We start from the raw sequence: 25,445 nt of genomic DNA, 5'->3' as shown, positions 1-25,445 counted from the left end.
CAGAATAGCCCTGACCGGAGTCAGGGCTATTCCACTGGCGGCATCAACAGGATCGAACCGCCGCAAACGGCTTTGCAATCCTACCCAAACCACGCAAATTCAAATACTTACTGTGACCCGCCAACTGCGACGACACCCAAACATTAGCCCTCAGAGCGTTCCGAGTGAGCGCGAACGTCTCCCGCAATGTCTGAGCCAGGCGAAGAAGGGGGGGCTCGCTCGGCCTCCGTCGACTGACATGTGAGTGCGTCGGAAGCCGCCCCACACGGCACCTCGCTTGGCGTGGGCAGTACATGAAGCGTCGGCGCCAACTTCTCTGGCAGACCCAAGACCTGCTCGACTCGCTTGCCGAGCTCATCGCAAATAGACAAACACGCCTGCACCGCAGTGTTTGCTTTCTCGGGGGTCATCGGTCGCATGGCCGACCGCTGCCGCCCGTAGTTTGCCGCAGCTGCTCTGGAATGGGCAAAAGATCCCCTCGCCTCCGCCAGCTCACGAAGCGACTGCAGCAGCAAATCGTCCTCAGGGATGTCAACGCCAACTGGGGTAAAGAGAGATCTAAGGTACGGCCGCGAGAAACCGTGATTATTAGAGACCACATTACTATGCGATTTAAGAACGTCTACGAAACCATCTCGCACCTGGTCGTAGAACCTGCTCTGCTCTTTGCCATCGTTATCTTCAGATTTGATGGAAACACCGTAGCTGCATAGCAGGGCTATCGTACTAAAGCTGAATCTCTTATTAAGCCAAGCATCCCGCGCGGAGTGCATGGCCAGCAACGATAGCTGCTCCGCGTACTCTTCAAATGCCGCATGGGCGAGCACACAAAACGCCTTCACGTCGTGCTGAAATTGGTCCGGCGTATGGCCCGGCACCACCACCTGCATCCACGGCGAGATGAAACGATCACGAAGCGAATCAATTTCGAGGCCAAGATCGGTCCGGAACTGGCTGACGGTCGTCATTCTGAGGCCCCCTCAAGGCACGGGAACATCAGTGATATTCGTCCCGAACAGCTGGTTCACGAAGCCCCGGAAAAGGTCAAATCTAGCTCGATAGCGGCGAAGATTCTTGGTAGTCGTTTCGATGGAGTCCAGAAACTCCGCCGAATTCGAACAGAAATCGGCAAACGCATTTACTACATCCGGGGCCGGCACGCCCGCCAGCAAATGATCCGGAATCTTCCCAAAGTAATATGTTTGAACCTCAAACAACGCCCTATTGAACCTACTCTCGTATTTCCCCTCAACCACCTTTCGCCCGACCTTCTTGCCAAACTTATCTATCAGCTTCAGCGTAGCGTCATTCAACTCATGGAAGAGCGCCTCGACTGGACCTTTAAGCTGAGCCCAGTGCGAATTAATCATCTCCATCGAGTCATCGAGGAATGGCGTCAGGCTACCGCGATATTGCATTCCATTCATCGATATCGCAATGTACCTCAGCACAATTTCAGCATCCCTTAGCCGATTATCGGGCCCACCAAGCCGCATAACATCATGTAGAGGCAGCACATTGTCAGTGACCGAAATAAGAAAATCAGAGAACGGCCCCTTCTTCAAGACCTGGCGAAGCTCCTGCGAACTTAGAGGAACTGACCCCGTATTCAAGCGATAGAAGATGTCATACAGAACGTCGGAAGACTGATAGTTAGAAATCACAGTACAACGAATATCAGCATTCATCAGCTGGCGATAGTCATCCGGCTTCGCCTGCAGCGAAGCGACGTCATCATCATTCAGATCAGGCCGCGCCTGAAGGCCACGCAGCAAAGGGCGATCCCAGCTTCGATACTTCGCAGGCTCCGCAAAACCAGCGAGCGCAAGGAGACGCTGCTTGCCATCAATGACGATGAATGATTTCTTTTTATTTACATCTTCCGCCAGAACAATTTCCGGAACAGGAACACCGATGATCAAAGATTCGACAAGCTTACTTCGCTTAACGTCGTTCCAAGCATTCCGGCGTTGAAATTTAGGATTTAGATCAATGTTTCCCTGCTCGACTTGGCGAAGAATAGTCTCCACAGTCCAATCGCGGGAATAAACTACCAAAGAGCCAACACCCTCAGCGGTAACCTCACCCGCCAGATCTTCGTTCCAATCTTCGTCAACGATGTCGCTCGCCATTCCTTGTCTCTCAGCAGGGGATACAGACTGAGAGTTTGCCTGAATGAATAGCAGCTTAGAAGGCTGGCGGACTGTGCATTGTAGTCAACAACTTAGATTGAGTTCAATTCAGGAGGCCATTGGGAAAGCGCCTACTCCCGCAAGGGGCAGGCGTGGTGTATTCGGGAGTCTTCCCCGTCACCAACCGCGTAGATCGCGAAGCCCTGCCCTCACCCATGCCTTGCTGCGGATGTCCCTCGCTCGGGGCTTCGTTTCTGCCGGCGGCTTGCGCGGTTCGAGTGCTGCCTTGATCCGCTCGACCTCCTTCGCTCCGGCCTCGGCCAGGCGTCGAGCCTGTTGCTGCTGCTCGCGGGTCGGCGGTAGACCGGGCAGCAGCGGTGGCAACTGGATCGGCGTGCTATCGGTCAGCCGGGCGACGGCCTCACGCAGAGGCAGCTCGGGATACAGACGTGCTGCGCACCAGCGCTCGGCGTAGCGCTTCGCCTGTCGGACGTTGGCCGCGCGAACTTCCTTCACTTCCCAAAACTTGTGGCCTTCCAGCCATAGGCGCACCCCAGGGCCGCCATCGAGTTCGACGCCGGCCGTCTCCCGGCCGCTGTACCAGAGCGCCCAGCGTTCACCCGTCTGGACCCAGCCAGCGGGGATCGGGGCGGTGCGGAAGCCGTGGGAAGACTGCATGGCCGGAAGGATACGGCCCGACGTCGCATGCGCTGAGATTAAACGGCGCTCAACGCTGACCAGTTAAGGTTTGGCGTATGCTCCCGGCGGTCACCCCAATCACTCAGGCTTGACCTTGCCAACCGTCAACGATTTGCAGGCAGTTTGGCCCTTCATCTCAGCGAACCCATGGGAAGCGCTGACGATCTTCACAATGGGCCTAGGCATCGGTTTTGGCATAGCGAAGGCATGGCAGGAGCTCACTAAAACGAAGGCGCCTCAGAAGCCCGCGCTCACACCGCCCGCTGAACCTGCGCCCCGGCTTCCGGGGGGTACATCCGGCCGCCCTAAAGTGCAGGAGCCGTTCGCGCCCTCGCCCCTGCAAGTACAGTGCATCAAGGCTCTTCGCTGGGAGGACGACGAATGGCTCTCAGCGGGTGAAGTCGCGCGGCGTCTATTGCCTCGACAGCCGCGCTCCGATGTGGAGCAAGCCCTGGCCGGTCTTGTCACTGCTGGCTGGGCGGCAGATTTATGGGGCACCCTCAGCGGCCGCGAGTTCCGACTAAGCGATGGCGGGCTTGATTTCGCGCGATCCCAAGGCTTCCCTGTGCGAGAACCCGATTACTAACGATCACCCACGACGGCGCTGCCACGGAGTCAGGCAGCCACCGCGTAAGGTTCGACAAGACCGGCCAACAGGTCCATCGCAGTTCGATTTGCGTCCTCCGCGTCACCGCGCTGGTTGAACTTGGTCCAGTCCGCTTGGGCCAATCTCCGCAACTCTTGCCGCTCAACCGGCAGCCACCTCATCGGCCAGAACGGCAGGCGGCGTTGCCCCACCCGGCCCCGCTGCAGTTCCACGATTCCGTTGTGGCTGCTCGCGCCCAGCACTCTCGAGTACGCCACCGACAATCCGTCTTCCGGCCCCTCCAGGTATTGGAGGAAGCGTTCGCCATCGAAGAGGAGCACCCCCGTAACTCCAGCATTACGGTTGAACCGGGCCGCGTCGTCCACAATCTGATCCAGCTTTCCGTTGGACAGGCCCAGCTTGTCGCCAGCAATTTCCTCGCCGGCGCTGCTCATGTATACAACCGCCCTGATGGGCATGGCGCACCTCCTTGATGAGGCACGACCCTAGCAGAGGTATGAGAACGTTTACGTGAGGTAGCGGCGACTTGCACAACGATTCAGGAAACCGTGATGCTGAATGCGGACGATCGTCACAAGATGGAGGCAGCGACCAAGGCAGCATGCCCGAAAATTCTCGGTATTCCGCAATGCCCGATACAGGCCTTTTCTACGTTCTAGATCTTGATGCAGTGCGTGACCGCGCTGGCAACCTTGAACGCGTGACCGCGATCAGCGTCCGCTGCAACCACTGCAAGCACATCACCCATGCCAAGGCGCCTGAACTAGAGACCATGGCAGGCGGCACCCTACTCGCGTGCGCAGGATGCGGCGAGCGCCAGGCCGTCAGCAACGCCCGCCTAGTCGAATGCGACCACGTGCTGGGGTATACGTTACCCCTCGCGCTACCAGCCTGACCCGCGCATGTGCGGCCGATTCGTCCAGCTCCCCGTGATCGACTTCGGCCAGCCGGGGCTGGCTGACCTTGCCCCCGGCCTGGCCGAGATCCAGCCCAGCTACAACCTGGCGCCGACCCAGCGAGCATCGGTGATCCTGGACCGTGGCGAGGGCAGGCAAGTCACTCGACTGGCTTGGGGCCTGCTGCCGTTCTGGGCCAAGGCCAAGGGCCTGCAAGGCTCGACCATCAATGCCCGCATCGAGACCGTGGCCACCAAGCCCGCCTTCCGGTCGGCGTTCAAGAAGCGCCGATGCGTCATCCCCATGGCCGGCTACTACGAGTGGTCGGTGAGCCCCGAGGACGGGAAGAAAGACCCCTGGTTCATCCACGCCACCGGGCCGCTGCTGGCCGCTGGCCTGTGGGAGGACAGCAGCCCACTGTTGCCCGACGGCAACCTGGGCACCTTCACGATCATCACCGGCGACAGCAGCGGCGTCTCAGCCGACATTCACGACCGCATGCCCGTGTGGCTGCAGGCCGGCCAGATCGATGAGTGGATGGCCGCCAGCCCCGACGATGCCATGGCGATGCTGCTGGCAAGCTCGCCTCCGTTCATGGAGGCGTATAGGGTCAGCCGCGCGGTCAACACACCACGGAACAACCACGAAGACCTGCTCCAGCAAGTTGCGTGATGCCTACAGCAGGGATGCCTGGCTGTCGTCCCAGCTCTTGATGATCAGCTCCCCGAACTTCTTTCCCCTCCCCTGGCCGCCGCCAATCGTGTAATCCAGCTGCAGCGGCACCAGGTCGAAGCCGGAGAACACCTCTCGGATCTGCGGGTGATCATTGATAGAGACCACAAATCGCCCAGCCGAGGTGCGCATCAGTTCGGCCATGGCTTCGTATTCCGCGAAGGGAAACTCGACGCCATAACCCTCGGTTTCCCAGTAAGGAGGATCGAGGTAAAACAGCGTCCCCTGCCGATCGTAGCGCCGCACGCACTCCTGCCACGGGAGGCACTCGATCACCGTGTTCGACAGACGCAGGTGCACCGCGCTCAGCTCTTCCTCGATGCGCAGGAGGTTCAGTCGCGGACCTCCAGCCGTGACCACACCGAACGATTGACCCTGCACCTTCCCTCCAAAGGCCAGCTTCTGCAGATAGTAGAAGCGCGCAGCACGCTGAATGTCGGTCAACGTCTCCGGCCGCTCCATCTGCGCCCACTCAAACATCTGCCGCGATACCAGAGACCAGCGGAACATGCGTACGAACTCGTCCAGGTGATGCCGCACGCAGCGGTACAGGGAGACCAGCTCACCATTGATGTCGTTGAGCACTTCCATCTGGGCTGGATACGGCCGCATCAGCAGTGAGGCGGCGCCACCAGCAAACGCCTCGACGTAGCAATCGTGGATCGGGAAGTGGGGATACAGGTGCTTCAGCAGGCGGCGCTTGCCGCCCGGCCAGGAAATGATGGGCTTGGGCATGGTTTCTCAGTATTTGCGATGGAGGAAGCCGACAATCCCGCCGCTCTCGCGAGGGCGACGGGGCCACGGCCAATGCCAGGTGCTGAGACCACCTGTGTTGCGGCGCTGTCTGGATGCTTGCAGGCATCTGGGCAGCGCCCTGTCTTGCTAGATGGTGACTTCCATCACCGGAAGGTTGGGAGCCGCCTCGACCAAGCGACCACCGCGAACCCAGACGTTGTATGGGATGGCCTGCTGCAGCTGGCCAAACGCCCGCATCTGTACACCGTCATACGTCGTCAGCGTGCTGGTGCCATCACTGTTGTGCGCGGTGACGGTCGCCAGCAGTCGAGGGCTGCTGCTGACCAGTTCGCCGAATTGATCCCAAAGATCAGTCCGCATCGCTGTAGTGCCTCTCAAGGGTTACGGTCTGCTCGATCACCACTGCCTGCTGATCGATCACAACATCAACGCGCAGCGACTCGCACTGCCCATGCCATCTCCCCGCAGCGCCAACGACCTCCACCAAGTCCAACGGCATGATAGGACCGACCTCACCTGGTCTAAGTGGCTTGGGAAACAGCGGCATGGTGAGGTCGACAGCGGCTTGCTCACCGCGATCGCTGAGGATGTTCCGACCACGCTCGGCGCCGGCGGCAGCAACATTGATCAGCGGGCTGCTGACCTGTTGCGCGAACAGCTGACCTGCCTCGCCGTCCTTGCGCACTTTGCAGGTGATGCCCTTCCCCGGCAGCTCACCGGTGACCACCACCGCATCGTACAGCGGCGCGCTGCGCATCTGGAGGCTCTCAGTAAGGACGATGTCCTCCTGCACAACATGGTCAGGAGGTGATTCCCGCCAATGCCACGGGCTGACTGGATAGCTGGCCCTGACCCGCAACACCGGCTGCGCTGGGTCGGACTGCACCACTGCGCCACTTGCCTCGGCCAAGCCACTGATGGCATCGAGAGGCGTGTTAGCGTCGTAGAACCACGCACCCGCAGGAACAATCCAGTCGACCGTTCCGTACTGGCTTGTGAACCCCGTATCGGCGAGCTCCTCCGCCACCAGCTGCGACACGCTCCGATCATCGCCGTTGACCTTCACCCGAGCTGGCGCGTAAGGCGCAGCGAGAAGCGCAGTGCGCGACCGGCCACTGAGGCGTACCGCCCCATCCGCGAACTCCCGCTGCTTCTGATAGCTCTCCACGATCCCAGTCCAAGCATGGCCGTTGAGCACAACTTCGAACTGGCGCGGGCCCGCCGCTGTGGGTTTCAGGAGATCCAGCTGCGCCGGATCGGCAAGCTCAAAGTCAAACGTCCAGCCCCACGCGCTACGGCCCGATTCCAGGGTGATTCTTGTTACTTCGATCGGCATTCGGTCCGGCAGCCGTACGAATGACACGGTGTTGATCACGACATACGTCCTTCGTTGAGGGCGTACCGCGTAGCACGCGACAACGCCGAGATTGAGTGGAACTATCCCGAACCCACCAACCACAGGGCATCCAAGATTCAGACCGACCACGTTTCCGGCCGGCCAACCAGGCTCGGGATCAGGATCGGGCGGAACTGGAGGCCGCACGATCCACGGAAGTTTGGCTGCACTACCCCAGCGCAACCGCCAAGAGCGGGGCAAACGATCGCCACACCCCCAGGTCCCCTGCCATTGGTTTCGCGCTGAGTTGCTTGAAAGCCAACGCGCCTCTGTCGACGCGGTCACCTGCCCCTGCGAAGACCAGCGCAAAGCGCCGCCCACCTCGAGGATGCCTGGCGTGCCCCATCGGGACAGCAGCAACACGCTCTCGAAGTCCATGGACCGCCACGGCTGGGCATTTGACCTCCGAAGAATGCCCTGCGAAGTCCGCCACCGCAGGGTGCCTCCACGGCTCAACAATGGAGTAAGACCCCACCCCATTGCTGTGGCTCTCCCCTGCAGGCACGGCGCGCCCCGCCAACCGGAAGAGGCCACAATCGATGCACTACCCGTGCCTCCCCAACCAACCAGAATCATGGCTGCGTGCGGGCGAGCCACCGACCATGAGAGCGAGGAATTCGTCCGAAGGTAGGCGCGCTCGGGTTCCGGCGGCTCCTCCGTCCACCAGTCGACGCCCAGGTTCAGGCCGACCAGGGCACCGCCCGCCGCAGCGAGCGGGCCCAGGTTCAGCACTACCCTGTTGCCCAGCTGGTCCATTCGCTACTCGCGCGCCGCCGGCGCAATCCAGTCCTGGATTGCGGCATTCTGCCGACCGAGGTCATCGAAGCCGATGACCGTGAAACGGAATGCCGGATGGAGACGATCTACTCTCCAAGTGCCGTCCGCGCGGCTCATCGTGGACGCCACGCAAATGCCGCTGCCGCGCTCAAAGACCATGATCCGGCCCTGAGCGGGCTGGTTCAGAATGCGCAGCCTACCGTCTGGCTCAGCTGGATCGCTCGTTTTCGGCGCCTCACCGGCGAGATAGCCGGGCCCTGCCCACGCTTGTCCAGAGGAACTTCGGCATCCAAGCAGTACCGCAGCACGGGGTACGTTCCAGGTAACCCGCGCCCACCTCACGCCGTATCGCGCTGAAGCAATAGCCATGACTAAGCCCACGCGTTAGTGATATCGATCAGGATCTGGCCGGTGTACGTTTCGCTGAAGCCACCCGCGAAACTATCGACCGTCACGCACTTCGCCAGAAGCTGGGTACCAGCTGGCAACCCATCCACATCGGTAACAACGGTCATCTCAGGGAAGGGCCGGCGATGGATGGGAGCAAAAGCACCAGGCAAAAAGCCGCGTGGCTGCATTGCATTCTCAAGAACATCGACGGGCGAATACAGTAGCCCACCGTTGCCTGCATACGGATATGTCGGGTAATTCGACTGGCTACCCAGTGCAACACCGTTGGTAGTGGCAGCTGACGCCGAGACAAACGCGCGGGTAGACCCAGGAACTCCGGACATCGACCGACCAATGAAGGCGGATGTCTGCGTGTCCGCGCTTCCAAAATCACTCCATGCTCGCGCTCTGAACCCGTAGCCAACCGTGCTACTTGCTTCGCTATCGCTTCCTTTGTAGGAAACAGTGAAGTGATGCCTATCTCCTGGCTTCATCGACGTGATGTCACCAGCATAGTGGCCGTGCGTGCCTGAGTACCCTTGCGTTCCGTAGTTGCCGCCAGTGTCAACGAACAGGTAGAAGAACCGCTCCGTACCGATCGCGATCCAGTGCCGGAGCGCGCCGCTCGCGACGTTGGACTTCTCCCACATTGATCCATTCGCTTTGAGGGCAGGCGAGGGGGTCGCATCCTCCCCCGTGTTCAAGTCGCTCATGGACGAGTACCCACGCAGCAACGCCGATCTTGCTGCGGTGTCATCCACCCTCAGAAAGTAACCAGTGCCGAACGACTGGGAGTTCTGATAGGCACGAATATTTACCCCACCGAATCCCTTCTTCCACCCGAGGCCGTCCTTTCTTCCCGCGCCGACGCCATAGCCATCGACCAGGACGGCATCGAGCAGCGCGATCAGTGCGCCCGGCACACCTGAAAGCAGCGGAGCACCTGGATCGGTGCTTCGATAAATAGTTGGAACGAGACTCATGCTTGAACTCCTGCGACATTGCCGATGACCTGGAAGCGAGTCGAATCCACGACGCTTTCAGGCGTACCTGGGAGCGTGGTCCGCACCATCCAGATCGGCGCCAAGCCGCCTACTGTGTTGAAGCGAACCACATTGTTGGTAGACCACCCGGAGCCCCAGCCAGCCCGAGGGATCGTGAAGTAGGGACGCCCCGTGCGCGGATTGACAGGTGCGCAATCGGCGGTCACCGCCCCCGCCGTGATGGTGCCGACCGTCTCCCCCATCACCTCGAACGTCGTGGAGCTGTTGAAGCGAATCGCCCACCGTTCGGTAATGGCATCCGCATTGGTCACAACCAGCGGATAGTCGGTGTCGTTGAACGTGCCAGGTGCGGCGCTGCCGATCAGCAGATCGCTCCAAACACCAGTCCAGGCCGCTTGATCGAACAGGTTCACCGTGCGTGCCTGCAGATCGAGTGATCCGTTGGCCTCGCCAAGCCGTAGCGCAGCACTGATCATCGCCTCACCTGCAGGGAAGTCATGCGTAAGCCCACTATTGATCTCGATCTCACCCGTGATCTGAGGCTGCACCACGAGCCGGCGGTCCTCGACCCGCTCGCTGATCACGATGGGCAGGGTATAGGCGGACAAATTCAGGGGGTCGCTGAAGGTCAGCCGACCCAACGCGGGATCCACTGCATACCAAGCACTGTCGACCGGAGCCCCCTTGGAGTCCCTGACCTCGACACCGGCGATTCGCATGCGGCCGAAAGGCACGACCTGGCCCGCCTGCGGCGACGTGACGCTGTGCTTGGCGGTGTGATGAATCAGCACCGTTTGGCCGGGCTTGAATGCCGGCACACGTCCATCACTGGGCAAGCGGACCGACGACAGGCCGATTACCACCTCGGAGAGCGGAATGGACCGGTAAACCACCGCTCCCATGTAGATTGAGCCGGCTAGCACTAGAGCCGGGCGCCAGACCTGATCGCCTTCCACTTGGCCGGGATCGAACCACGGTTGGCCTTCATTACCGGCGACCGGCACCAGCTGACCGAACTTCACCTTCGCAACGCCGCTTTCCCAATCCACGTGGCCCCGGATCTGGGCGCTGGTGATGTCACCGTTGATGTCAGCTGTCGCCGTCAGCAGCTCGCCGTCCAGTCTGTTGGCACGCAGCGTGAACATACCCGGACGAAGTGGTGAGCCTGGCGCGCGGAAGAAGGAGTACGCCACGCCCGGGTCAGCGATCCGGGTCAGCAGCGAAAGCACCTGTACGGTGTTGCCGCCACCGGGCTGCCACTGAGTGAGGTTCACGATACCCGACGTGTAGTCCACAGTGCCGGCGTAGACACCGGCACCAGTCTGTGGGTCGATGCTGTGGTACAGCCCACCGCTCCGGTCGATGTAGGTCCTGCCACGGAAGCCAAAGCGCACGCTGCCGGGCACAACACTGTCGCTGATAGTAGGTGTCAGCTGCAGCTGCATGGCGGGCAGCGGCAACGATTCCTGCGCCTGCTGCGAACTCTCCCCTGCAAGCAGCCACGCCGCAGACATGATCGTGCCTGCCGAGAACTGTGAAAGCACGTCCAGTCGGCCGTACCCTACAACTCTGAGCCTCCCGGACCTGTTCTCGTACTGCGGATAGGAAACCTGGCGCACCATGAACTTTCCGGCCTGCACCGACACCGCGCCGGTGCTGTAGTTCACGGACCCGAGCACCGTCGTGGATGCGGTGTCGCCCACTGATACGGCCACGATGTTGCCGTTCCCATCGTCCTTGGCAACAACGCGCATCGGCTGAGGAGCAGAGGTCAGGTCGTCCCGATCACGGGTAACGCTGACCAACCAATCGAGAAGAACGGAGCCGGCGCGCACCGGCCCCTGCGGCAAGGTGAAGGAGACGATGCCTGACGCGTCCGGTACCGGCTGCGGAGCAGCATGTAGCGGCTGCCCCCAATCGTAGGTAATTGCCAGGCGACTGTCGGCATCCGGCAGGGTGCCAGGCCGCAGCGATACCTCACCCGTCGAGTACGCGATTGACCCGCGCACCTGACCGCCGATCAGCATGCCGCCCACCCCATTGTCGGTGACCGCGACGTCTGCACCACCGATCCGCAGGGTCATGCTGACGGTGCCCGGGACAGCCGAGCCCTCGCCCAGAACGAAGTGCAATGCCGGCGGCTGGATGGCCGCATCCCCCACACGGGATTCAGCGATCACAGGCGTGCCCCACGCGGCGATGATGCTGCTTTTCAGATCAGGCAACGCACCGGCGGTGAGCACGATGGACCCAGTCGAATAATTGACCGTGCCACTACCCTGCCCCGGCTTGCCAACAAGCTGCCCCCGTCCATTGTCCGTCAGGCGTATCCAGCGACCGAGTGCACGGTAGTCGACGATCACCGTTCCAGGTGCGGGCAATGGCGTCGCTTGGATCAGCCACACCATGCCCTGATTGTTCTGAGTCACCGCGATCTCATCGGTAAAGCCCTGCATGGGGATCGCGCCGGCCGGGGTTGCCGTGACACTGATAGAGGTGGCGCTCGCACCAGAAGCATGGGTGACGGAGATCACGCCCGCCTGATAGTCGACCGTTCCACCCCAGGGCGTGACCGCCACCGAGGTCAACGATCCGGAACCATCGTCGGCCAGCTCCACGCTCCCGGCGACCACCTTCACGCTGCCGACGGCCATTCCTGTGCCCAGGTAGCGGGTGACCGGTACGCCTGCCTGGAAGCTGGACGCAAAGTTGAGCGCCAGGCTTCCCGCCGCGCCGGAAGGAACGAAACTCATCATGCCCAGACCGGCAAGCACGTCGCTCACCGGGGTTTCAGCGGTAGACGTGGGTACGATTGGCACGTACGGCGTATCCACCAACACGGAGAGATCGCCGGGCTTGCCAGCAGCAGTAAGGCGCTTCACGCTGTGATAGCTGTTGGCATCCACCACGTTCGTATCGTAGACACGGGTGGCCGGCTTGCTTGCGGTGTAGCGGACGACTTCCTGGCCGTAGAAATTCCGCAGCAGGGCATTCACCAGTTCAATGACAAGAACATCCCGCTCGAAAGCACCCTGATCGTCTGTGAAGGTTCGGGTCGTGCGCGAAAGCACCGACTTCACCCGCACGTACTGCTCTCCCTCATCGTGCCCCGAGCTGGCGGGCGTCAGCAGCGACAGGTTGTCATTGATGTCAGGGCTCGGCGCGTCTGCGGTTGTGTACACCAGCAGCGTCATCTGGCCGATGAAGTGGTTCCCCATCAGGATGAATCGCGACTCGGTTCCACGGGTGATGTAGCTCTCAACCCTGTTCTTGGCGTCCAGACGCACGTCACTGTAGGACCCCGTTGCGAACATGCTCACCGTCACCCTCGGGTCAGAGGGTGGTTCAATGAGGACGCCGATAGCATCCTTCAGCACATCAACGTTCGAAGTGTCCACGTGCACGAACATCTTGCGCAGCGTGGCGCGGCCAGTCGTCCGCTCTTCATCGCCGATGTCCGGGAAAAGATTGTTCATGGCGCCGTCCTGAACCTCTGCCTGGATCATCCGGCCACCACCATCCGGATTGTCTGTGAGGCGCTGCGACTGGCGGAGCTTAATGTCGGTTGCGGAAATGGGCATTGATTACACCGTCATGAGGCGAAGAGTGATTGAGAAAAGGTCAGAATCCAGCGCGGGAACGGCGAACCGAGTGGGCTCGACCTCGATAGCTGGGCCATCGACACGACGCCACCGAACCTGGAAGGTGCGATCGCCGCCGTTATGGGCAGGCATGACCAACTCCAGAGGCGACAGGCGCGCCTCGCTCTCACTGGCCTGAAGAGCGCGGACGATGGGCAAGGCGACCACGCCGACGTACGCAGTGCCGTCGCGGGTTGTCTGCAGCGTGATGGGGCGACCGGCCTGCCGCGCGGACTCCTGCACGATCATTGCCCCATTGAGGCTGTTTCGAACCTGCTGCCCCACCCTCCATGCTGTGAACTCATCGGTCCACTGGAGATCGGCCGGCAGCTCAATCCCAGCGAGCAGAATGCGGGTCATCAGCGACGCCCCCTGACCGAAACCGAGCGGCTTTTCTGGACAGCAGTCAGCACCAGCGGCGTCACCAGGTTCGCGATCCTCTGGGCCTGCTGGAGCTCTTGGGCGGTCGCTCCGGCCACCACTTCTTTGCTGGGCACTTTCCAGTCGATGATCAGCACTTGTTCCTTGTCGGCGCCTGCCTGTATCCGCCCCGCATCGAGCTTCGCCTGAGCATCTGCCTCGGCCTGAGCGGCCCTGCGCCGCTCCTTCATCGCATCGGCGGCCGCACGATCCTGCTCGGCGCGCTTTCTTTGCACCTGGGCTTCCAGCGCCGCGACCTCGGCAACCTCCTGCTTGCCGAGAAAGTCGTACTGATACTCCAATCGGCTCTTGGCGGAGGAGGCAAACTCGTCCTCGGTCTCCGCCAATCCCTGAAGCTCCTTCTTGTACTCCGCCAGCTGCTTGCGCTGGGCGGTGACCCTATTGAGGGCATTCGCGAACTGTTGAAGCGGATTCGGACCACTCAGGTTGCGCATCGCCTTGAGCGCTGCATCGGAAACCTCGCCGATGCTGAACGCCATGCTCTGGGCCGCTTTTCCAGCGCTGCCCATCTGCTGTCCAGACTTCTCCGCTCGATTGCCGAGGTTTTCCATCTGATTGCCGGCTTGGGACGTTTCCTGCGCCAACTGCCCCACGGCCTGCTTACCTTCCTGCGCGCCGGCCTGAACCTGCTGCATTGCAGATTTTCCGCTTCCGCCCATCTCCTTCAGGTGCTGCCCGGTCTGAAGGATCTTCCCCTGCACCTCGAGCTGTGACTCCACCTGGCCCCGGCGCCAGCTATCACTATCGGCCACCGCTGCGCGAGCAGTGCTCGCATAGGCCTCGAATGCTCGGCGGACATCCTCAATGCTGGCCTTGCCCTGCGAAGCGCCCCGTTGGATCGCCTCAAACGCTGCCTTCGCAGAATCACGGGCATTGTTCAGGGATTCTTGCGACTGGATGCCGAGGCGGGCGAACTCATCGGCCAGAGGGTTCACCGATGCCTGGATGTCACGAATTCGCACGTTGAGTGCCGCTGCAGAACGCGCCGCCGCGTCGAACCCGATTTTGCCCTGCGTTCCCGCTGCTTCGAGCAAGGCGCCCAAGGCCCTCGCCTCGTCCAGCGTAGCGACCTTCCCAAGAGCTGCCTTGAACGCCTCTTCGATCTGAACGCCGGTGGCAACAGCGCTCTCGGTTACGGCACCAAACGCGGCGATCGCGTCCCGGCCGGCTCCGGTGAACTGCACACCCAACCTGGACGCGGAGACGCCCAGCTTCTCCATCGCGGCAAGCAACGTCGTCTGCAGCACTGCGGCTGCATTGGCAGCACTTTGAGGCAGCGCCTCAAATGCCGCCTGGGATGCAGCCTGGAATCTCGCCAACTCCTCACCGGAGAGCCTTCGCAGTGATTCCAGCAGCCCATCCCGAACATTGCGCTCCGCCGCAGCGCCCTGCGATGCCACATAGCCCAGCGCCGTGCCAACGGCGGCCAAACTACTCGTATCAGCAAAATTTAGCCCCGCCATCATCTTGCTGATCGAATCGGTGGCCAGGCGCGCATTGCTCTGCACGCCCTGAAGCTGTTCAACCACCAGCTGTGCCGCGCCCCCGATACCACTCTTCATGGCATCCGCAGCGATGTTCACTGCCTTGGAGAGTCCTGCGTACCCTGTAGACACGACCAGCAGCTGCTGCGTCACAAGGCCAAGCTCCTGCAGCTGAGCGGCCGTAGCAACGCCGGCCTTTTGCTGCATCAGCAGGAATCCCTCCTGGGCTGTCAGGTACTGCTCAAGCCCTGCCAGGCGCTGTGCATAGGCTTCCCGCTCAGCCTGCCCCATTCGAGCGACTTCCTCAGTGGTCTTAACCACCACGTCGCGGTACTCAATGAATGAGACGGCCTGGCGGCGAAGCTCCAAGGCGGAGTCCCGAACCTGGCTGATGTACGCACGCTGCGCCTCGCCGGCTCGCTTCAGGGCAGGATCGTGCTGCTTCCAGATGTCCTGGGCAACCGTCTTGAGCACGCCGAGGCCGCCCATCGCGGCCTCCAGCCCCAGCACCGATACCGCGATCGGAACCGCCTTCGGTAGGCCCCTGAGCAACAGCCCAAAGCGTCCGATGCCAGAACTGCCGGCGGCGACTGCAGCGTTGTTTGCCAGTTGCGCGCGCGTGGTCGCAAGCAACGCCGCCCTCCACGCGTTCAGCTGAAGCAGCGCGCCTACGACCTTGAACTGAGCATAGGCCGCAGCCATGAGGCCAATTACACGCGCATGGTCAGCCACCCATCGCGTAGCGCCCTTGACCGCCTCCGCCATCCCGATAATGGCCTGCGAGGTCTGCTTGGCCCAGCGGGTAAGGCTCCCATCCTGCGCCAATCGATCCAGCGTCGCCAGAAGCGTCGTCAGCTGATCCTTGAAGTAGGCCAGCACCCCCTGATCCGCGACTTCCTGCTTCCAGTCCTTGAAGCGATCGGTCGCCTCCTTCCAGAGGCCCGCGATCGTTCCGACCTTGGCTGCCGCCGCTGCGCCACCGTAGGACTCGGTGAGAAGGTCGAGGATGATGGATTGCGCCTCTGCAACGCGACCGGTTGCCTCGAGGTTCTTGATCAACTCCTTCTGGCTGTCGGACAGGGTGAAGCCTTGCTTGCTAAGACTCTCCATCGCCTTCGATGGCGTCTGCAGTGCCTTGCCTACGATCTCCGCCGACGACTCCAGCGACAAGCCAAGACGTTGGGCCTGGTCAATGGTGATCTGCATCGCGGCGGGGAACTGATCGCCGACGATGTTGGTATAGGACAACATGCGCACCATCGCGCTGTTAACCTGCCCTCCATCGAAAAGGCCGGTCTGCAGTTGCTTACCCAGCTGCAGCAGCTTCTCAGCAGTGAACTCACTGCTACGGCCAGCCGCCTGGATGGCGGCATCGAGCTGGTTGACCTCCTGCTCCGCGTCACTTCCTTCCTTGATGATCGACTTGATGCCGTCAACCACTCGGTTCAAGCCGACGAACGCGATCGCGCCGGCGGCAAGGCCCTTCAGCTTACCCAGCCAGCCTGCCGCGCCTTCAGTTGCCCCGGCCAGGTTCGCGCTCCCGGCAGCAGCATCGTCAGCACGCTCACGGTACTCCGCCAGGGCCCTCTGCGCTGCGCGCGTCGTCTCCGCTTGCTTGCGCATCGCGGCGTCGCCTTCCGCGAGTTGCTGCGTGCGACGGCGGTTGGCGGTCGCCTCATCGCTGACTGCCTTTGCCTGCGCGCTCAGCGCCGCAGTGGTCCGCGCTGCCTCAGACCGCAGGCGCTGCTGGCTGCCGGCCAGGTCGGCTGTGCTGACCCCCAGCGCCGCCAACTCCGAATCTGCCTTGCTAACTTCGGCCCACTGCTCGTTCAGCGCCCTCTTCAGGCGCTCCCCCTCCTTGCGCAGGTCGCGCTGCGACGCCAACACCTCGCGCGACGGCTTCTCCATCTCACCGATGCTGAGGCTCAGCTCAAGCGCTGCCCGCTGGTTGGCGTTGAACTCCCGCTCCAGCTCGCCCAACTGGTCCAGCATCGCCTCAAATGCGTCGGCCTTTGCCGCCGCCGAGGTCAAGCCCATCAGGGAATCGAGCAGCTTAGAAGTCTTCCCCGCCGTCTCGACCGAGACATCACCCAGCTCGCCAAATGCCGAGCGCAGGCCATCCACACCTTCGCGCCCCTGGGTTTCAATGACAACCCTGATTGCTTCTTCCAGCCGGTCAGCCATTGCTCTTTCCATTAACGCGCCACTGGCGGCGCAACTCAGTCAGGTACGTGGTGTGAAAACGTTCGATCAAGCGGCGGCGCGCTGCGAGAGCCCGGCTGTTGCCGTCAGCGCCTGAAAGCATCTCGAAGGGGCTTGGGCCCCGAAGAATTCGAACAGGGCCTCGCCCCGCCCGCTTCTGGGTCGCGCGGTCCCAACTTCGCACTCGAATGGCCCTTCGGCCCTTGATTGTGGCGATGAACGCTCCGTCATAAGTTCTGGTCTCGCCGAGACCGATGCTGGCCGTTGCGCCGACCGATCGCCTGCCAGCCCAACGGCCACCGAATTCGAGAAGTGAGATTTGCCGGGTGCTCGCCCAGATCGAAAGGAAGTCGTCCCTGCCGCGCTTGCCCGTTGAGTAGCCGCGCTCACCGGTCTCCACGCGGTACTTCCCCCTCAGCGCGGCCGCGCGGATGTTGTAGGACCCCCGCACCTCTTGCGTGGTCGCAGGGCCTGCCCGTCGCTGCAGACCGATGAAGGCCCTTTGCACTGACAGGTCGTAGCGATTGAGAACGTCGCCAGCAAGATTGGTCAAGCCATGGAGGCCCTTCGCACGGCGCCCGCTGACGAAAAACTTGAGCAGGTTGTTGTTGCGATTGGACGCCATGGCACCCTTCCTGGTTCGAATCGGGAGGGCGCCGTGCTGGCGCCCTCCTCATGCTGGAGTCAACCCGGCGATCAGCCGGCTACCTGCGCCGCGATCTTGAAGGTGTACAGGTCGCTCTCACCGGCCTGGAAGATCACCGGGCCGGTCAGGGTCACCTGGATGGGCTCATCACTGAACCAGTCCACGTCACCGTCCACGGTCAGGTCGACGTTCGGGATGGTCAGCAGGCCCTCGTCACCGCTGATGCGGTCCTGCATGTCGCCCAGGATCTGGAAGGATTTGCTCGGCGTGGTGCCGCCGCTGATGGCGGTTTCCAGGTACGCGTCGTACTTGTAGTTCGCCAGAACGGTATCGCCCGCTTGCAACTGGCCGCCGGACTTCGGAATCAGCAGGCCGTGCGCCGGATCGAGGGTGTAATCGGTGCCCTTGACCAAGTCGACGGCCCCCTTCTTGAAAGTCGGCTCGGTGTCGGCCAGAAGGAAGTTGTGCGGCAGCTTCACCGGCGTGTCCACGCTACCCACGGTCACGGAAACGTCGGTGGCGGTGCCGGCGGCAACCTGGGTGGACACCAACGTGCCGTACAACATGCGAGCCAAGATGGCCGTCGGCACTTCCAACGCTGTGATCGAAACGCTGGTGACGCCGGGGTTGGAATCCTTGTGGATGATCTGCTGATAGCGCGCGTCACGGCGCTTGCTCTTGATCTCCACCGAGTCACCGGCTTCGTAGCTGAACGTCAGCGACGACTGCTCCAGGGGCTGATTGCCGAACTTGTCGGCAGGCTCAGGGATGACGGGAATCCTGGCGCCGTTCGCGCCGTGCTCCCAGAAGCGCAGATCGCCTGCGAATTTACGGACCTTGGGCTGTGCCATGGTGGTGCTTCTCCTACGGGTTGGGGACGGGCTCAAAGGTCTCGGTCAGACCAGCCCGCGCGGTGATCTGAGCGACGACAGCGGAATGCCCTGCGTCGTCTTCCAGGGATGCCATCTGGGTTTCAAGCAGATCGAAACTGGTAATGCCCTTGGGCAGCGTCTTCACGTTGAACGTGAGCGCCCGAATCAAGTCGTGCCTGGCACGGTGTACAAGCAGCCGCGGATTCGCGAGGTTGCTGGTGCGCGGGACCTCGAACTCGATGGTGATCGCTGCATCCGAGGTAACCTGCGCGCTTCCCCCACCACTACGGGACAGTTGCCTGACAGAGATCAATGTGGCCGGGCCCTCAAAGTCTTCATCAACTTCGCTGTCGTCAACGACGATCTGACCGGTGCCGATGTCGGTGCGGAAGCCAGCACTTTTCTGGATCAGCTCCACGCGACCGCGCAGGAACTCCACCAACTGCCAGGACAAAGGCTCGGCCAGGTCAACCACGGTTCACCAGCCACCGGCTGCGGGAGCCGTCGTCGCTGAGCTTCTTACTGTTCACGAACACTTCCACGCCGAGGCCGCTCCCTGCGACTCCAACTTCCAGGCGGTCGCCCTGCTCTGGTTCAACGTCAGCACGCAGGTAAGCGATCTCGACCCGACCGGCAACGAACTGACGAAGCTCTCCGATGGTCTCAACGTCACGGTCGATGTACACGCGCACGTTTGCGGTCACCGCACCGCCCTTCTTCGCCGTATGCGTGCCGACCGACGCCATACCAGCGACGGCGAATGCTGCGTGCAGGGAAGCATCCAGATCCCGCAGGAACTCGGCTTCGCTCACTTTGAACCTCCCGAGCAGAGCAGCGCATATGCCTGCAGCGCTCTCACCTGTGCGTCGCACTGGGCTGCGGCGCCAATAGCTCTGCCCGCACTCTCAATTCGGTCGACGGTTCGACCATCAAGCTGGCTGCCGGCAGCGGCGGTCGCGGACAGTTCTGCAGTTGCGACGGACGCTTGCCAACGCTGGTGCAGGCGCTGGTTGCCAGCGCGAAGATCAGCGATGAGGCGATCAGATGCCTTCTGTGCATCGTTCTTTTCCTTTTCGTACTTGGACGCCAGGTTGCTTGCGGCGACGGCACTGCCACGCTCGACCTTGAGGGTTTCGTTGGCGGCATCGGCCTCAGCTCGGGCAGCGTCTCGCTCCCTCTTCATGGCGTCACGGCTCGATACAGCTTTGTCGGCCGCCCGGTGAGCGATGGACACCGAGCCACGCTGCCAGACGACGACGCCCAGCAGCAGAAGGACGGCGATGATGAGGGCGCGGATCATGCCGACACCACCGGACTTTCGGGAGGGATAATCGCACCCACGCTTCGCATCGCCGCTTCCAAGGACATAATGCGCAGACGCAGCCTGTGCGCCTCCTCCTGAGCCGCCATGCGCAGCTTGATCTCTTCCATGAGCTTCTCTGTGGTTGCGGTGAGGGAGCTCTCCAGCGAGTCCACACGGCGGACAAGCCCGTTCAGAAGTTCAACGTTGGCGTCAGTCTCTGTACGCTCCTTCCGGCGCGAGAGCAGCACCGTCCAGGTCTCTCGCAAGAGCCAGAGGGCCACTACACTGCCAGCGGCCCACCAAGGTGCGTGCGCATTAACCTCGCCCCCGACCATTACGAGAGCGCCTCAGCGACGCCGGCCGCGATCACCTCGCGTCGCCAGAACAGTCCGCCGTTCTCGTGTTTGGCGATCGCGGTAGCCAGCCTTTCCAACGTCACGGGGTTGTCCAGCCTGATGATCTCGCTCGGGCTTACCCCGGCCGCCTTGGCAACTTCCTGGACGTAAGCCGACGTGTTGTTCTCCACTGGCGGCGCCCAGCGGCCGATGATCTCCTTCACCGTACGCAAGCCGTGCTTGCGCTGGTAGGTGAGCAGGGTCTTTGCCAAGGCTCGGAACCCGGCCTGCGGCGTCAGGAACACGCAGAAGCGCTGCTCGCGCGCGATGGCGGCGGCGGACCGATCCTCACCCTGCCACGGCGTGCTGGTGCGGTCGATGTTGCCAGGATTGTTGTTGCGTACGCCGCGCGGCGTGCTGGTGGTGCCCATGCGATTCCCCGTTGCCGCTGTGGAAGAACCGGCACCGCTCACGCCACCCAGGCACATGTGAGCGATGCCGGCCAAGACTTACGCCGACTTCAACGAGCCGGAGCCCGGCGTCAGCTTTGCGAGCACGGTCGCACTACCAGCGCCAGCGGCTGCGATGGCGACCGCGCAGTGCTCCAGGTCGCCTGCATCGGCGCCGGTGACGATCACCTGCCCGCCCTGGGAATCCCAGGTCAGACCGGCACCTGCAGAAATGGTGGCGCTGGGAAGCTTCGGCAGTTCGAACACGCCCTCGATCTGGGCGCTGCCCTTGGTGCCAGCGGGGATGTCCACCAGCGCTACGGCCAACAGCTGGCCGACAATGGATGCCTGCCCGCTGACCAGAGCGGATGCCGCGACGATGTCAATCACCGCTCCCGGGAATTTGTAGTTCTTCGCCATGACGATGGTCCTCAGTTGGCGTCTTGCATGAATGGAGGGGGAGACAACGGCTGCGGCAGGAATGCCGCAGCCGGATCGTTGGTTACTCGCCCGGGTTGAAGGCAGCGCCGCGCCAGCCCACCGCGCCCACGCCATACTTGTGGACGACCTTCCAGCTGAGGCCGTCGGTGCGGAAGTTGGTTTCCTGCTCCAGGACCGGGGTCTGCACGCCATTGAGGAAGGCGACTTCGATCACCGGCTCCACATTCGGGTCGGCGAAGCCGTACCAGCCCTTGCCGGTACCCAGGCGCGGTGAGGTGATGATGTCGCTGAAGGTGGCGCGCGAGGTGTTGTTCACCTGGAACTTACCGGTCACGTCCGGGTTGTACTCGCTGTTGTTCACCAGAGTCGCGCGGCCGTGCATGGCGACCGTGCCCAGGAAGCGAGACAGCGAGATATCGAGGTAGTCGTTGCCGCCCGGGTCCATCTGGAGCGCCATCATCTGGCGCATCGCGTCGAAGGAATCGACCGACACGGCGGCGCCAGCGGCGATGTTGCCGTGCTCCGCATGGAACAGCGTGTGGCCGTCCTTCATGACCGGCCCCAGACCGCCGTTCTGCTTGAGCACGTCGTAGACGTCCTTTTCGATGGTGCGGCCTGCGGCCTGGCCCAGCGCCGTGGTGATGCGCACGAACGCACCCAGGTCGTCATTCACCAGCACTTCCGGGGTGATCTGCAGAATGCGTCCCTTACGAGCGCCCTTGATGGTCTCTACCTCGCCATCGCCCAGCACGCCGTTCTCGTACTCGCCCGCTTCATTGACCGGCTTCAGGTCGGAGAACGAAGAAAGGTGGAAGCGGCTGTGCGGACGGTAGTCGGACAGCGTGCCGGTTGCGCAGAATCGGGTCCAGGTGAACTGCTGCAGGTTGTATGCTCCGACCAGAACGCGGTGCAGCACGTTCTCCAGCAGGACCGGGAAGTCGCTGGTGGTCTGCACTGCCAGAACACCGCGTGCGATCTGCTCACGGTCCATGCCACGGGTGTTCACGCCGGCCTGGATCAGGGAGCGCTCGGCGAGCGCCAGCAGGGTGGTGTGCGCGTAGGGATTACCATTGCGGGCGGATTCGGCGTCCGCACCGGTCAGCACGCCGGCACGAGCCAGAAGCGCATTGACCTTGGCGCGACGCTGATTGTCCTCCTCCGGCACTACATCCGTGATGCTGAAGCCGCCGGCCAGCGGCTGTCCGCTCGCAGCCAGCTTCGCCAGCAGCTTGCCGCGCGCCACGTCTTCGGTGATCGCAGCATCAGCCAGGCACTCCGCCTCCAGCGCCTGGACGCCGCTGACCTCGCGGAATCCGGCGAAGACGGTACGAATGGCTGCGTTGCGGGCCGAGATTGCCGCCATCACCTGCTCGACCGTTGCAGCCGGCGCCGAGGGCGCGGCCGCGCCAGGAGCGGCTGCGACCGGCGGTACCGGAGTGGCGGGTGCGGGCGATGCCGGGGCTGCGGGGGTCGATGCAGCCGGAGCGGTGCCCGCCTGCGCCATGATCAGTTGGCACTGCTGTTTCATGCTGGTTTCCTCAAGGTGGGCCACAACGGCCCGCTGGTGAACCTCGCGGAGCGAGGCGAAGGCTGAAGCGGTAGTGGTTGCCTGGATGTGCTTGCGCAGCAAGGCGTGCACGGCGCCCTCGGTGCCGGAGATCGCACTCACATAGGACAGCAGCGCTGCTGCGGCGACTGAGTCCGCAGGCTCGGGCTGCACGTCGGGAATGACCTCGTTAACCAGGCCCAGCGCCAGCGCTTCGGACGCGGTCAGCCAGTGGTCCTTGCGATCGGTCAGCATCGTCTCGATGTCGGCCGGGTTCTTGGCACGGCCCGAGTACGTCACCAGCATCTGGCGCCCATACACGTCGATCTGATCGGCCCGCTCGCGCAGGTCGCCCGCAAAGCCCCAGCCACCGCCTTGAGGGCCATGCAACATCAGCATGGTGTTCTCGTGCATGCGACGGGTGCTTCCGGCCATCAGAATCAGGCTGGCGATGCTGGCGGCAACGCCATCCACGGTCATGTTGATCGTGGCCGGGTGCTGCTTCAGCGCGTTGTAGATGGCCAACCCGTCGGTGACGACGCCGCCGTCGGAGTTGATGCGCACGTTGATCACGCTCGCGGTGGTGCCGGCCAGTTGCTCGACCACGCTGGCGGCGGTGACGCCCTCGCCCCAGAAGTAGTCGCCGATCGGGCCGTAAATCAGCAGCTCGGCCTCGCCGCCGCTGGTAGTGTTCAGTGCGAGGACCGATTTTCCCTTGGCCTCTGGCTGCAGCGCCTCGATGTCGCTTGTGTCGAATGCAAAGGTCGCGGCCAACACAGCGCCAAGCGCGGCTGCAATGCCATTGCGGGTGAGGTGGTTCATTGCACATCCTCAGATGGGGTTGAAATAGAACTGGCATCGGCGCTCGCCTGAGCCACGCCTGCGTCACTCACCTGGCCCGGGTCGCTGTCCAATGTGATTCCGAGGTCACTCGCCCACTTACGTTCGTTGCGGATCTCTTCCAGCGTGTCGTACATGCGCCCGCCGCGTTCGCTGATGACCGAGGTGAGCGAACGGATGCCAGCGCGGATCATCATGCGAAGGCCGGTCGCCTCATGGACCGGGTTGATCCACGGCATCACCGGGGGCATGTACATCGCATCGGTCACCGTAGTCATCGAGACACCGCGCGGGACGATCAGCTCGCCGGAGGCAATCGCAGCCTGGATGAAGCGCTCGTAGATCGGTCGGACAATCTGCGAGATCACCTCATAGGCGAGAACGCCGTACGCGCCGTACTGCTCGACCAACTCCTGCCGCTGAGCCGAATAGGTGCCGTTGTAGTTTTTCGACAGGGACGAGAACGAAACTCGCATACCACCGGCCACAGCACGTAGCTGTCCGTTTCTGTAGCTCTCCAAGTTGGGGTTGGGGCGGTTGGTGTCGACGGTGCCAACGCTCTCGCCCTTCACCAGGTCATCGAACACCATGCCGGGCTGGAACCGCATGCTCCTGCGTTCCGGAACCGTCTCGTTCTCGCCGTAGCTCTGGGGATCACCCTTGATGATGAAGGCAGCCATGCTGGCCGCGATCTTGGCGGCCACGCGTTCGGATTCCTCATAGTCCTTGAGGTCGTCCAGGCGGGTAAGGACCGATGCCAGCAGGCTCACGCCGCGCACCTGGCCGATACGATCAACCATCTTGGCGTGGTGAACGAAGTCAGCGCTCACGCGCTTTACTTCGGGCATCACTGCATTGGGGTCGCCGGGGTGCTGCTTGTACAGGTGATACGCAATGGGGCGGTTCCATGCATTCCGCTCGACGCCCTGCATGATGTTCCGGCCGGGATCGTTCAAATCCATCGGCAGAAGATCGGGCTCCATCATCTCGATGCTGTAGGGGACAACGGTGCCGTGGTCGAGATACGGCACCGGACCGATCAGGTCTTGGTAGAGGCATTCCCCGTCGCGGAATAGGGTCCGGGTCATCAGGCGCTGTGCCGCGCCAAAGTCATGGCACCAGGTCACCTCCGGGCGCTTCCAGAAGTCCCGCAACAGGGGGGTGATCTGATCAACCAGGGATTCCACGATGTTGCCGTTCACGTCGCGCGGCTGCGGCTCGATGCCGATGCCATCCCGCCCGATCACGTTCTGCACCATCTGGTTGAAGCCGTTCACCACGATGTCGTGGTTCCGGTCGAGGTGCCGCGCCTGGGTCCGAATTCGGGTCGCGCCGCTGGCAACCGCCGTGTTGCCTGATCCAAACTCGCGCGCAGCCTCTCGCAGGCGGCTGGGCGTGGCCCCATCGTAGGCACTGCTGTAGGCCGCGATGCGTGCACGCGCCATGGCGCGCTTCGCCCCCCAGCCGGGGGCCACAGCGGCGATAGCGCGGTCAAGGCGGTTCACTCGCGCTCCCTGAAATCAGCAAGAGACACGGACACGCGGCTACCGCCCCTTGCCTGCATGTTCACCTTGGCTTCCCATTCGCGCCGGCCGGCGCGAATCTCAGCTAGGTCGGCGCGGTTCAACTGCCGCTCCCCCATACGGAACGATTGCCCCTGCAGCACCGCAGCCTCTGCGGCCAGGTACATTTCCAGCATGGTTTGGGCGGGTGTTGGCATGGGAACAGTTTGGAGACTGGGCCGTCTCAACCGTTACCAGCCGCATGAGACGATCTCAATTTCGTCCCATATCAAATCAGTCACTTACGAAGCGACCGTCTCAATCTTTGCCAGAGGGTGAGACGGTCGCTGGCAT

Annotated in this window: 23 protein-coding genes; 1 reads left to right on the top strand and 22 read right to left on the bottom strand. The window is 62.5% G+C overall.

Annotated elements, in window-relative coordinates:
* Positions 1-143 precede the first annotated feature (143 nt).
* The 4 genes from AC5P9L_RS04950 to AC5P9L_RS04935 all read right to left on the bottom strand — a co-directional run bounded on the left by AC5P9L_RS04950 (position 144) and on the right by AC5P9L_RS04935 (position 3,896).
* Complete coding sequence (locus tag AC5P9L_RS04950) at positions 144-968, bottom strand: HEPN domain-containing protein (protein WP_495230569.1); 825 nt, start codon at positions 966-968, stop codon at positions 144-146.
* Between the two features lie 12 nt (positions 969-980).
* Positions 981-2,132, bottom strand: a complete 1,152-nt coding sequence (locus AC5P9L_RS04945; RefSeq protein WP_495230568.1) for a DUF262 domain-containing protein — start codon at positions 2,130-2,132, stop codon at positions 981-983.
* A 177-nt stretch (positions 2,133-2,309) separates the two neighbouring features.
* Positions 2,310-2,810, bottom strand: coding sequence for a hypothetical protein (locus AC5P9L_RS04940; RefSeq protein ID WP_495230567.1), 501 nt, complete (start codon positions 2,808-2,810; stop codon positions 2,310-2,312).
* A 636-nt stretch (positions 2,811-3,446) separates the two neighbouring features.
* The gene (locus tag AC5P9L_RS04935) at positions 3,447-3,896 is read right to left on the bottom strand and encodes a BLUF domain-containing protein (protein WP_495230566.1); all 450 of its coding nucleotides are present in this window, start codon (positions 3,894-3,896) and stop codon (positions 3,447-3,449) included.
* A gap of 444 nt (positions 3,897-4,340) precedes the next feature.
* Here AC5P9L_RS04935 and AC5P9L_RS04930 point away from each other — a divergent pair, with 444 nt between their 5' ends.
* Entirely contained in the window at positions 4,341-5,006 is a 666-nt protein-coding gene (locus AC5P9L_RS04930; protein ID WP_495230565.1) for an SOS response-associated peptidase, read from the top strand.
* 3 nt (positions 5,007-5,009) lie between these two features.
* Here the strand turns inward: AC5P9L_RS04930 and AC5P9L_RS04925 are convergent, their stop codons facing one another.
* From AC5P9L_RS04925 to AC5P9L_RS04840, 18 genes are all read right to left on the bottom strand, one after another.
* Complete coding sequence (locus tag AC5P9L_RS04925; protein WP_495230564.1) at positions 5,010-5,801, bottom strand: DNA adenine methylase; 792 nt, start codon at positions 5,799-5,801, stop codon at positions 5,010-5,012.
* Between the two features lie 147 nt (positions 5,802-5,948).
* On the bottom strand, positions 5,949-6,182 hold the full coding sequence (locus AC5P9L_RS04920; protein WP_262242831.1) for a hypothetical protein: 234 nt from the start codon (positions 6,180-6,182) through the stop codon (positions 5,949-5,951).
* On the bottom strand, positions 6,172-7,197 hold the full coding sequence (locus tag AC5P9L_RS04915) for a hypothetical protein (RefSeq protein WP_407626174.1): 1,026 nt from the start codon (positions 7,195-7,197) through the stop codon (positions 6,172-6,174). The genes AC5P9L_RS04920 and AC5P9L_RS04915 overlap by 11 nt, the downstream gene beginning before the upstream one ends.
* Positions 7,198-8,366: 1,169 nt before the next feature.
* On the bottom strand, positions 8,367-9,368 hold the full coding sequence (locus AC5P9L_RS04910; RefSeq protein WP_285315408.1) for a hypothetical protein: 1,002 nt from the start codon (positions 9,366-9,368) through the stop codon (positions 8,367-8,369).
* Positions 9,365-12,970: a hypothetical protein gene (locus AC5P9L_RS04905; protein WP_495230563.1), complete on the bottom strand. Its 3,606-nt coding sequence runs from the start codon at positions 12,968-12,970 to the stop codon at positions 9,365-9,367. Before AC5P9L_RS04905 ends, AC5P9L_RS04910 begins: the two co-directional genes overlap by 4 nt.
* Positions 12,971-12,973: 3 nt before the next feature.
* On the bottom strand, positions 12,974-13,390 hold the full coding sequence (locus tag AC5P9L_RS04900; RefSeq protein ID WP_053451668.1) for a hypothetical protein: 417 nt from the start codon (positions 13,388-13,390) through the stop codon (positions 12,974-12,976).
* Entirely contained in the window at positions 13,390-17,139 is a 3,750-nt protein-coding gene (locus AC5P9L_RS04895; RefSeq protein ID WP_495230562.1) for a Laminin subunit alpha-2, read from the bottom strand. Before AC5P9L_RS04895 ends, AC5P9L_RS04900 begins: the two co-directional genes overlap by 1 nt.
* Positions 17,132-17,782 (bottom strand): hypothetical protein, encoded by a 651-nt coding sequence (locus AC5P9L_RS04890; protein ID WP_049460309.1) that lies wholly within the window; start codon positions 17,780-17,782, stop codon positions 17,132-17,134. Before AC5P9L_RS04890 ends, AC5P9L_RS04895 begins: the two co-directional genes overlap by 8 nt.
* Positions 17,783-17,853: 71 nt before the next feature.
* Complete coding sequence (locus tag AC5P9L_RS04885) at positions 17,854-18,654, bottom strand: phage tail tube protein (protein WP_495230561.1); 801 nt, start codon at positions 18,652-18,654, stop codon at positions 17,854-17,856.
* 13 nt (positions 18,655-18,667) lie between these two features.
* On the bottom strand, positions 18,668-19,150 hold the full coding sequence (locus AC5P9L_RS04880) for a hypothetical protein (RefSeq protein WP_033835709.1): 483 nt from the start codon (positions 19,148-19,150) through the stop codon (positions 18,668-18,670).
* Positions 19,143-19,487, bottom strand: a complete 345-nt coding sequence (locus tag AC5P9L_RS04875; protein WP_033835710.1) for a head-tail joining protein — start codon at positions 19,485-19,487, stop codon at positions 19,143-19,145. The genes AC5P9L_RS04880 and AC5P9L_RS04875 overlap by 8 nt, the downstream gene beginning before the upstream one ends.
* Positions 19,484-19,975: a lysis system spanin subunit gene (locus AC5P9L_RS04870; RefSeq protein ID WP_495230560.1), complete on the bottom strand. Its 492-nt coding sequence runs from the start codon at positions 19,973-19,975 to the stop codon at positions 19,484-19,486. Before AC5P9L_RS04870 ends, AC5P9L_RS04875 begins: the two co-directional genes overlap by 4 nt.
* Positions 19,972-20,106 (bottom strand): hypothetical protein, encoded by a 135-nt coding sequence (locus AC5P9L_RS04865; protein WP_258008217.1) that lies wholly within the window; start codon positions 20,104-20,106, stop codon positions 19,972-19,974. Before AC5P9L_RS04865 ends, AC5P9L_RS04870 begins: the two co-directional genes overlap by 4 nt.
* 206 nt (positions 20,107-20,312) lie before the next feature.
* Entirely contained in the window at positions 20,313-20,744 is a 432-nt protein-coding gene (locus tag AC5P9L_RS04860) for a structural protein P5 (protein WP_495230559.1), read from the bottom strand.
* A 78-nt stretch (positions 20,745-20,822) separates the two neighbouring features.
* Entirely contained in the window at positions 20,823-21,182 is a 360-nt protein-coding gene (locus AC5P9L_RS04855; protein ID WP_033835715.1) for a DUF2190 family protein, read from the bottom strand.
* An 82-nt stretch (positions 21,183-21,264) separates the two neighbouring features.
* On the bottom strand, positions 21,265-23,571 hold the full coding sequence (locus AC5P9L_RS04850) for a ClpP-like prohead protease/major capsid protein fusion protein (RefSeq protein ID WP_495230558.1): 2,307 nt from the start codon (positions 23,569-23,571) through the stop codon (positions 21,265-21,267).
* Positions 23,568-25,094 (bottom strand): phage portal protein, encoded by a 1,527-nt coding sequence (locus tag AC5P9L_RS04845; RefSeq protein ID WP_152904983.1) that lies wholly within the window; start codon positions 25,092-25,094, stop codon positions 23,568-23,570. Before AC5P9L_RS04845 ends, AC5P9L_RS04850 begins: the two co-directional genes overlap by 4 nt.
* Positions 25,091-25,309, bottom strand: coding sequence for a DUF6148 family protein (locus AC5P9L_RS04840; protein ID WP_099524829.1), 219 nt, complete (start codon positions 25,307-25,309; stop codon positions 25,091-25,093). The genes AC5P9L_RS04845 and AC5P9L_RS04840 overlap by 4 nt, the downstream gene beginning before the upstream one ends.
* Positions 25,310-25,445 lie beyond the last annotated feature (136 nt).

It is taken from the genome of Stenotrophomonas sp. YJH_SMC_64, assembly GCF_059371375.1.
This window is presented reverse-complemented; position numbering and strand designations above follow the sequence as displayed.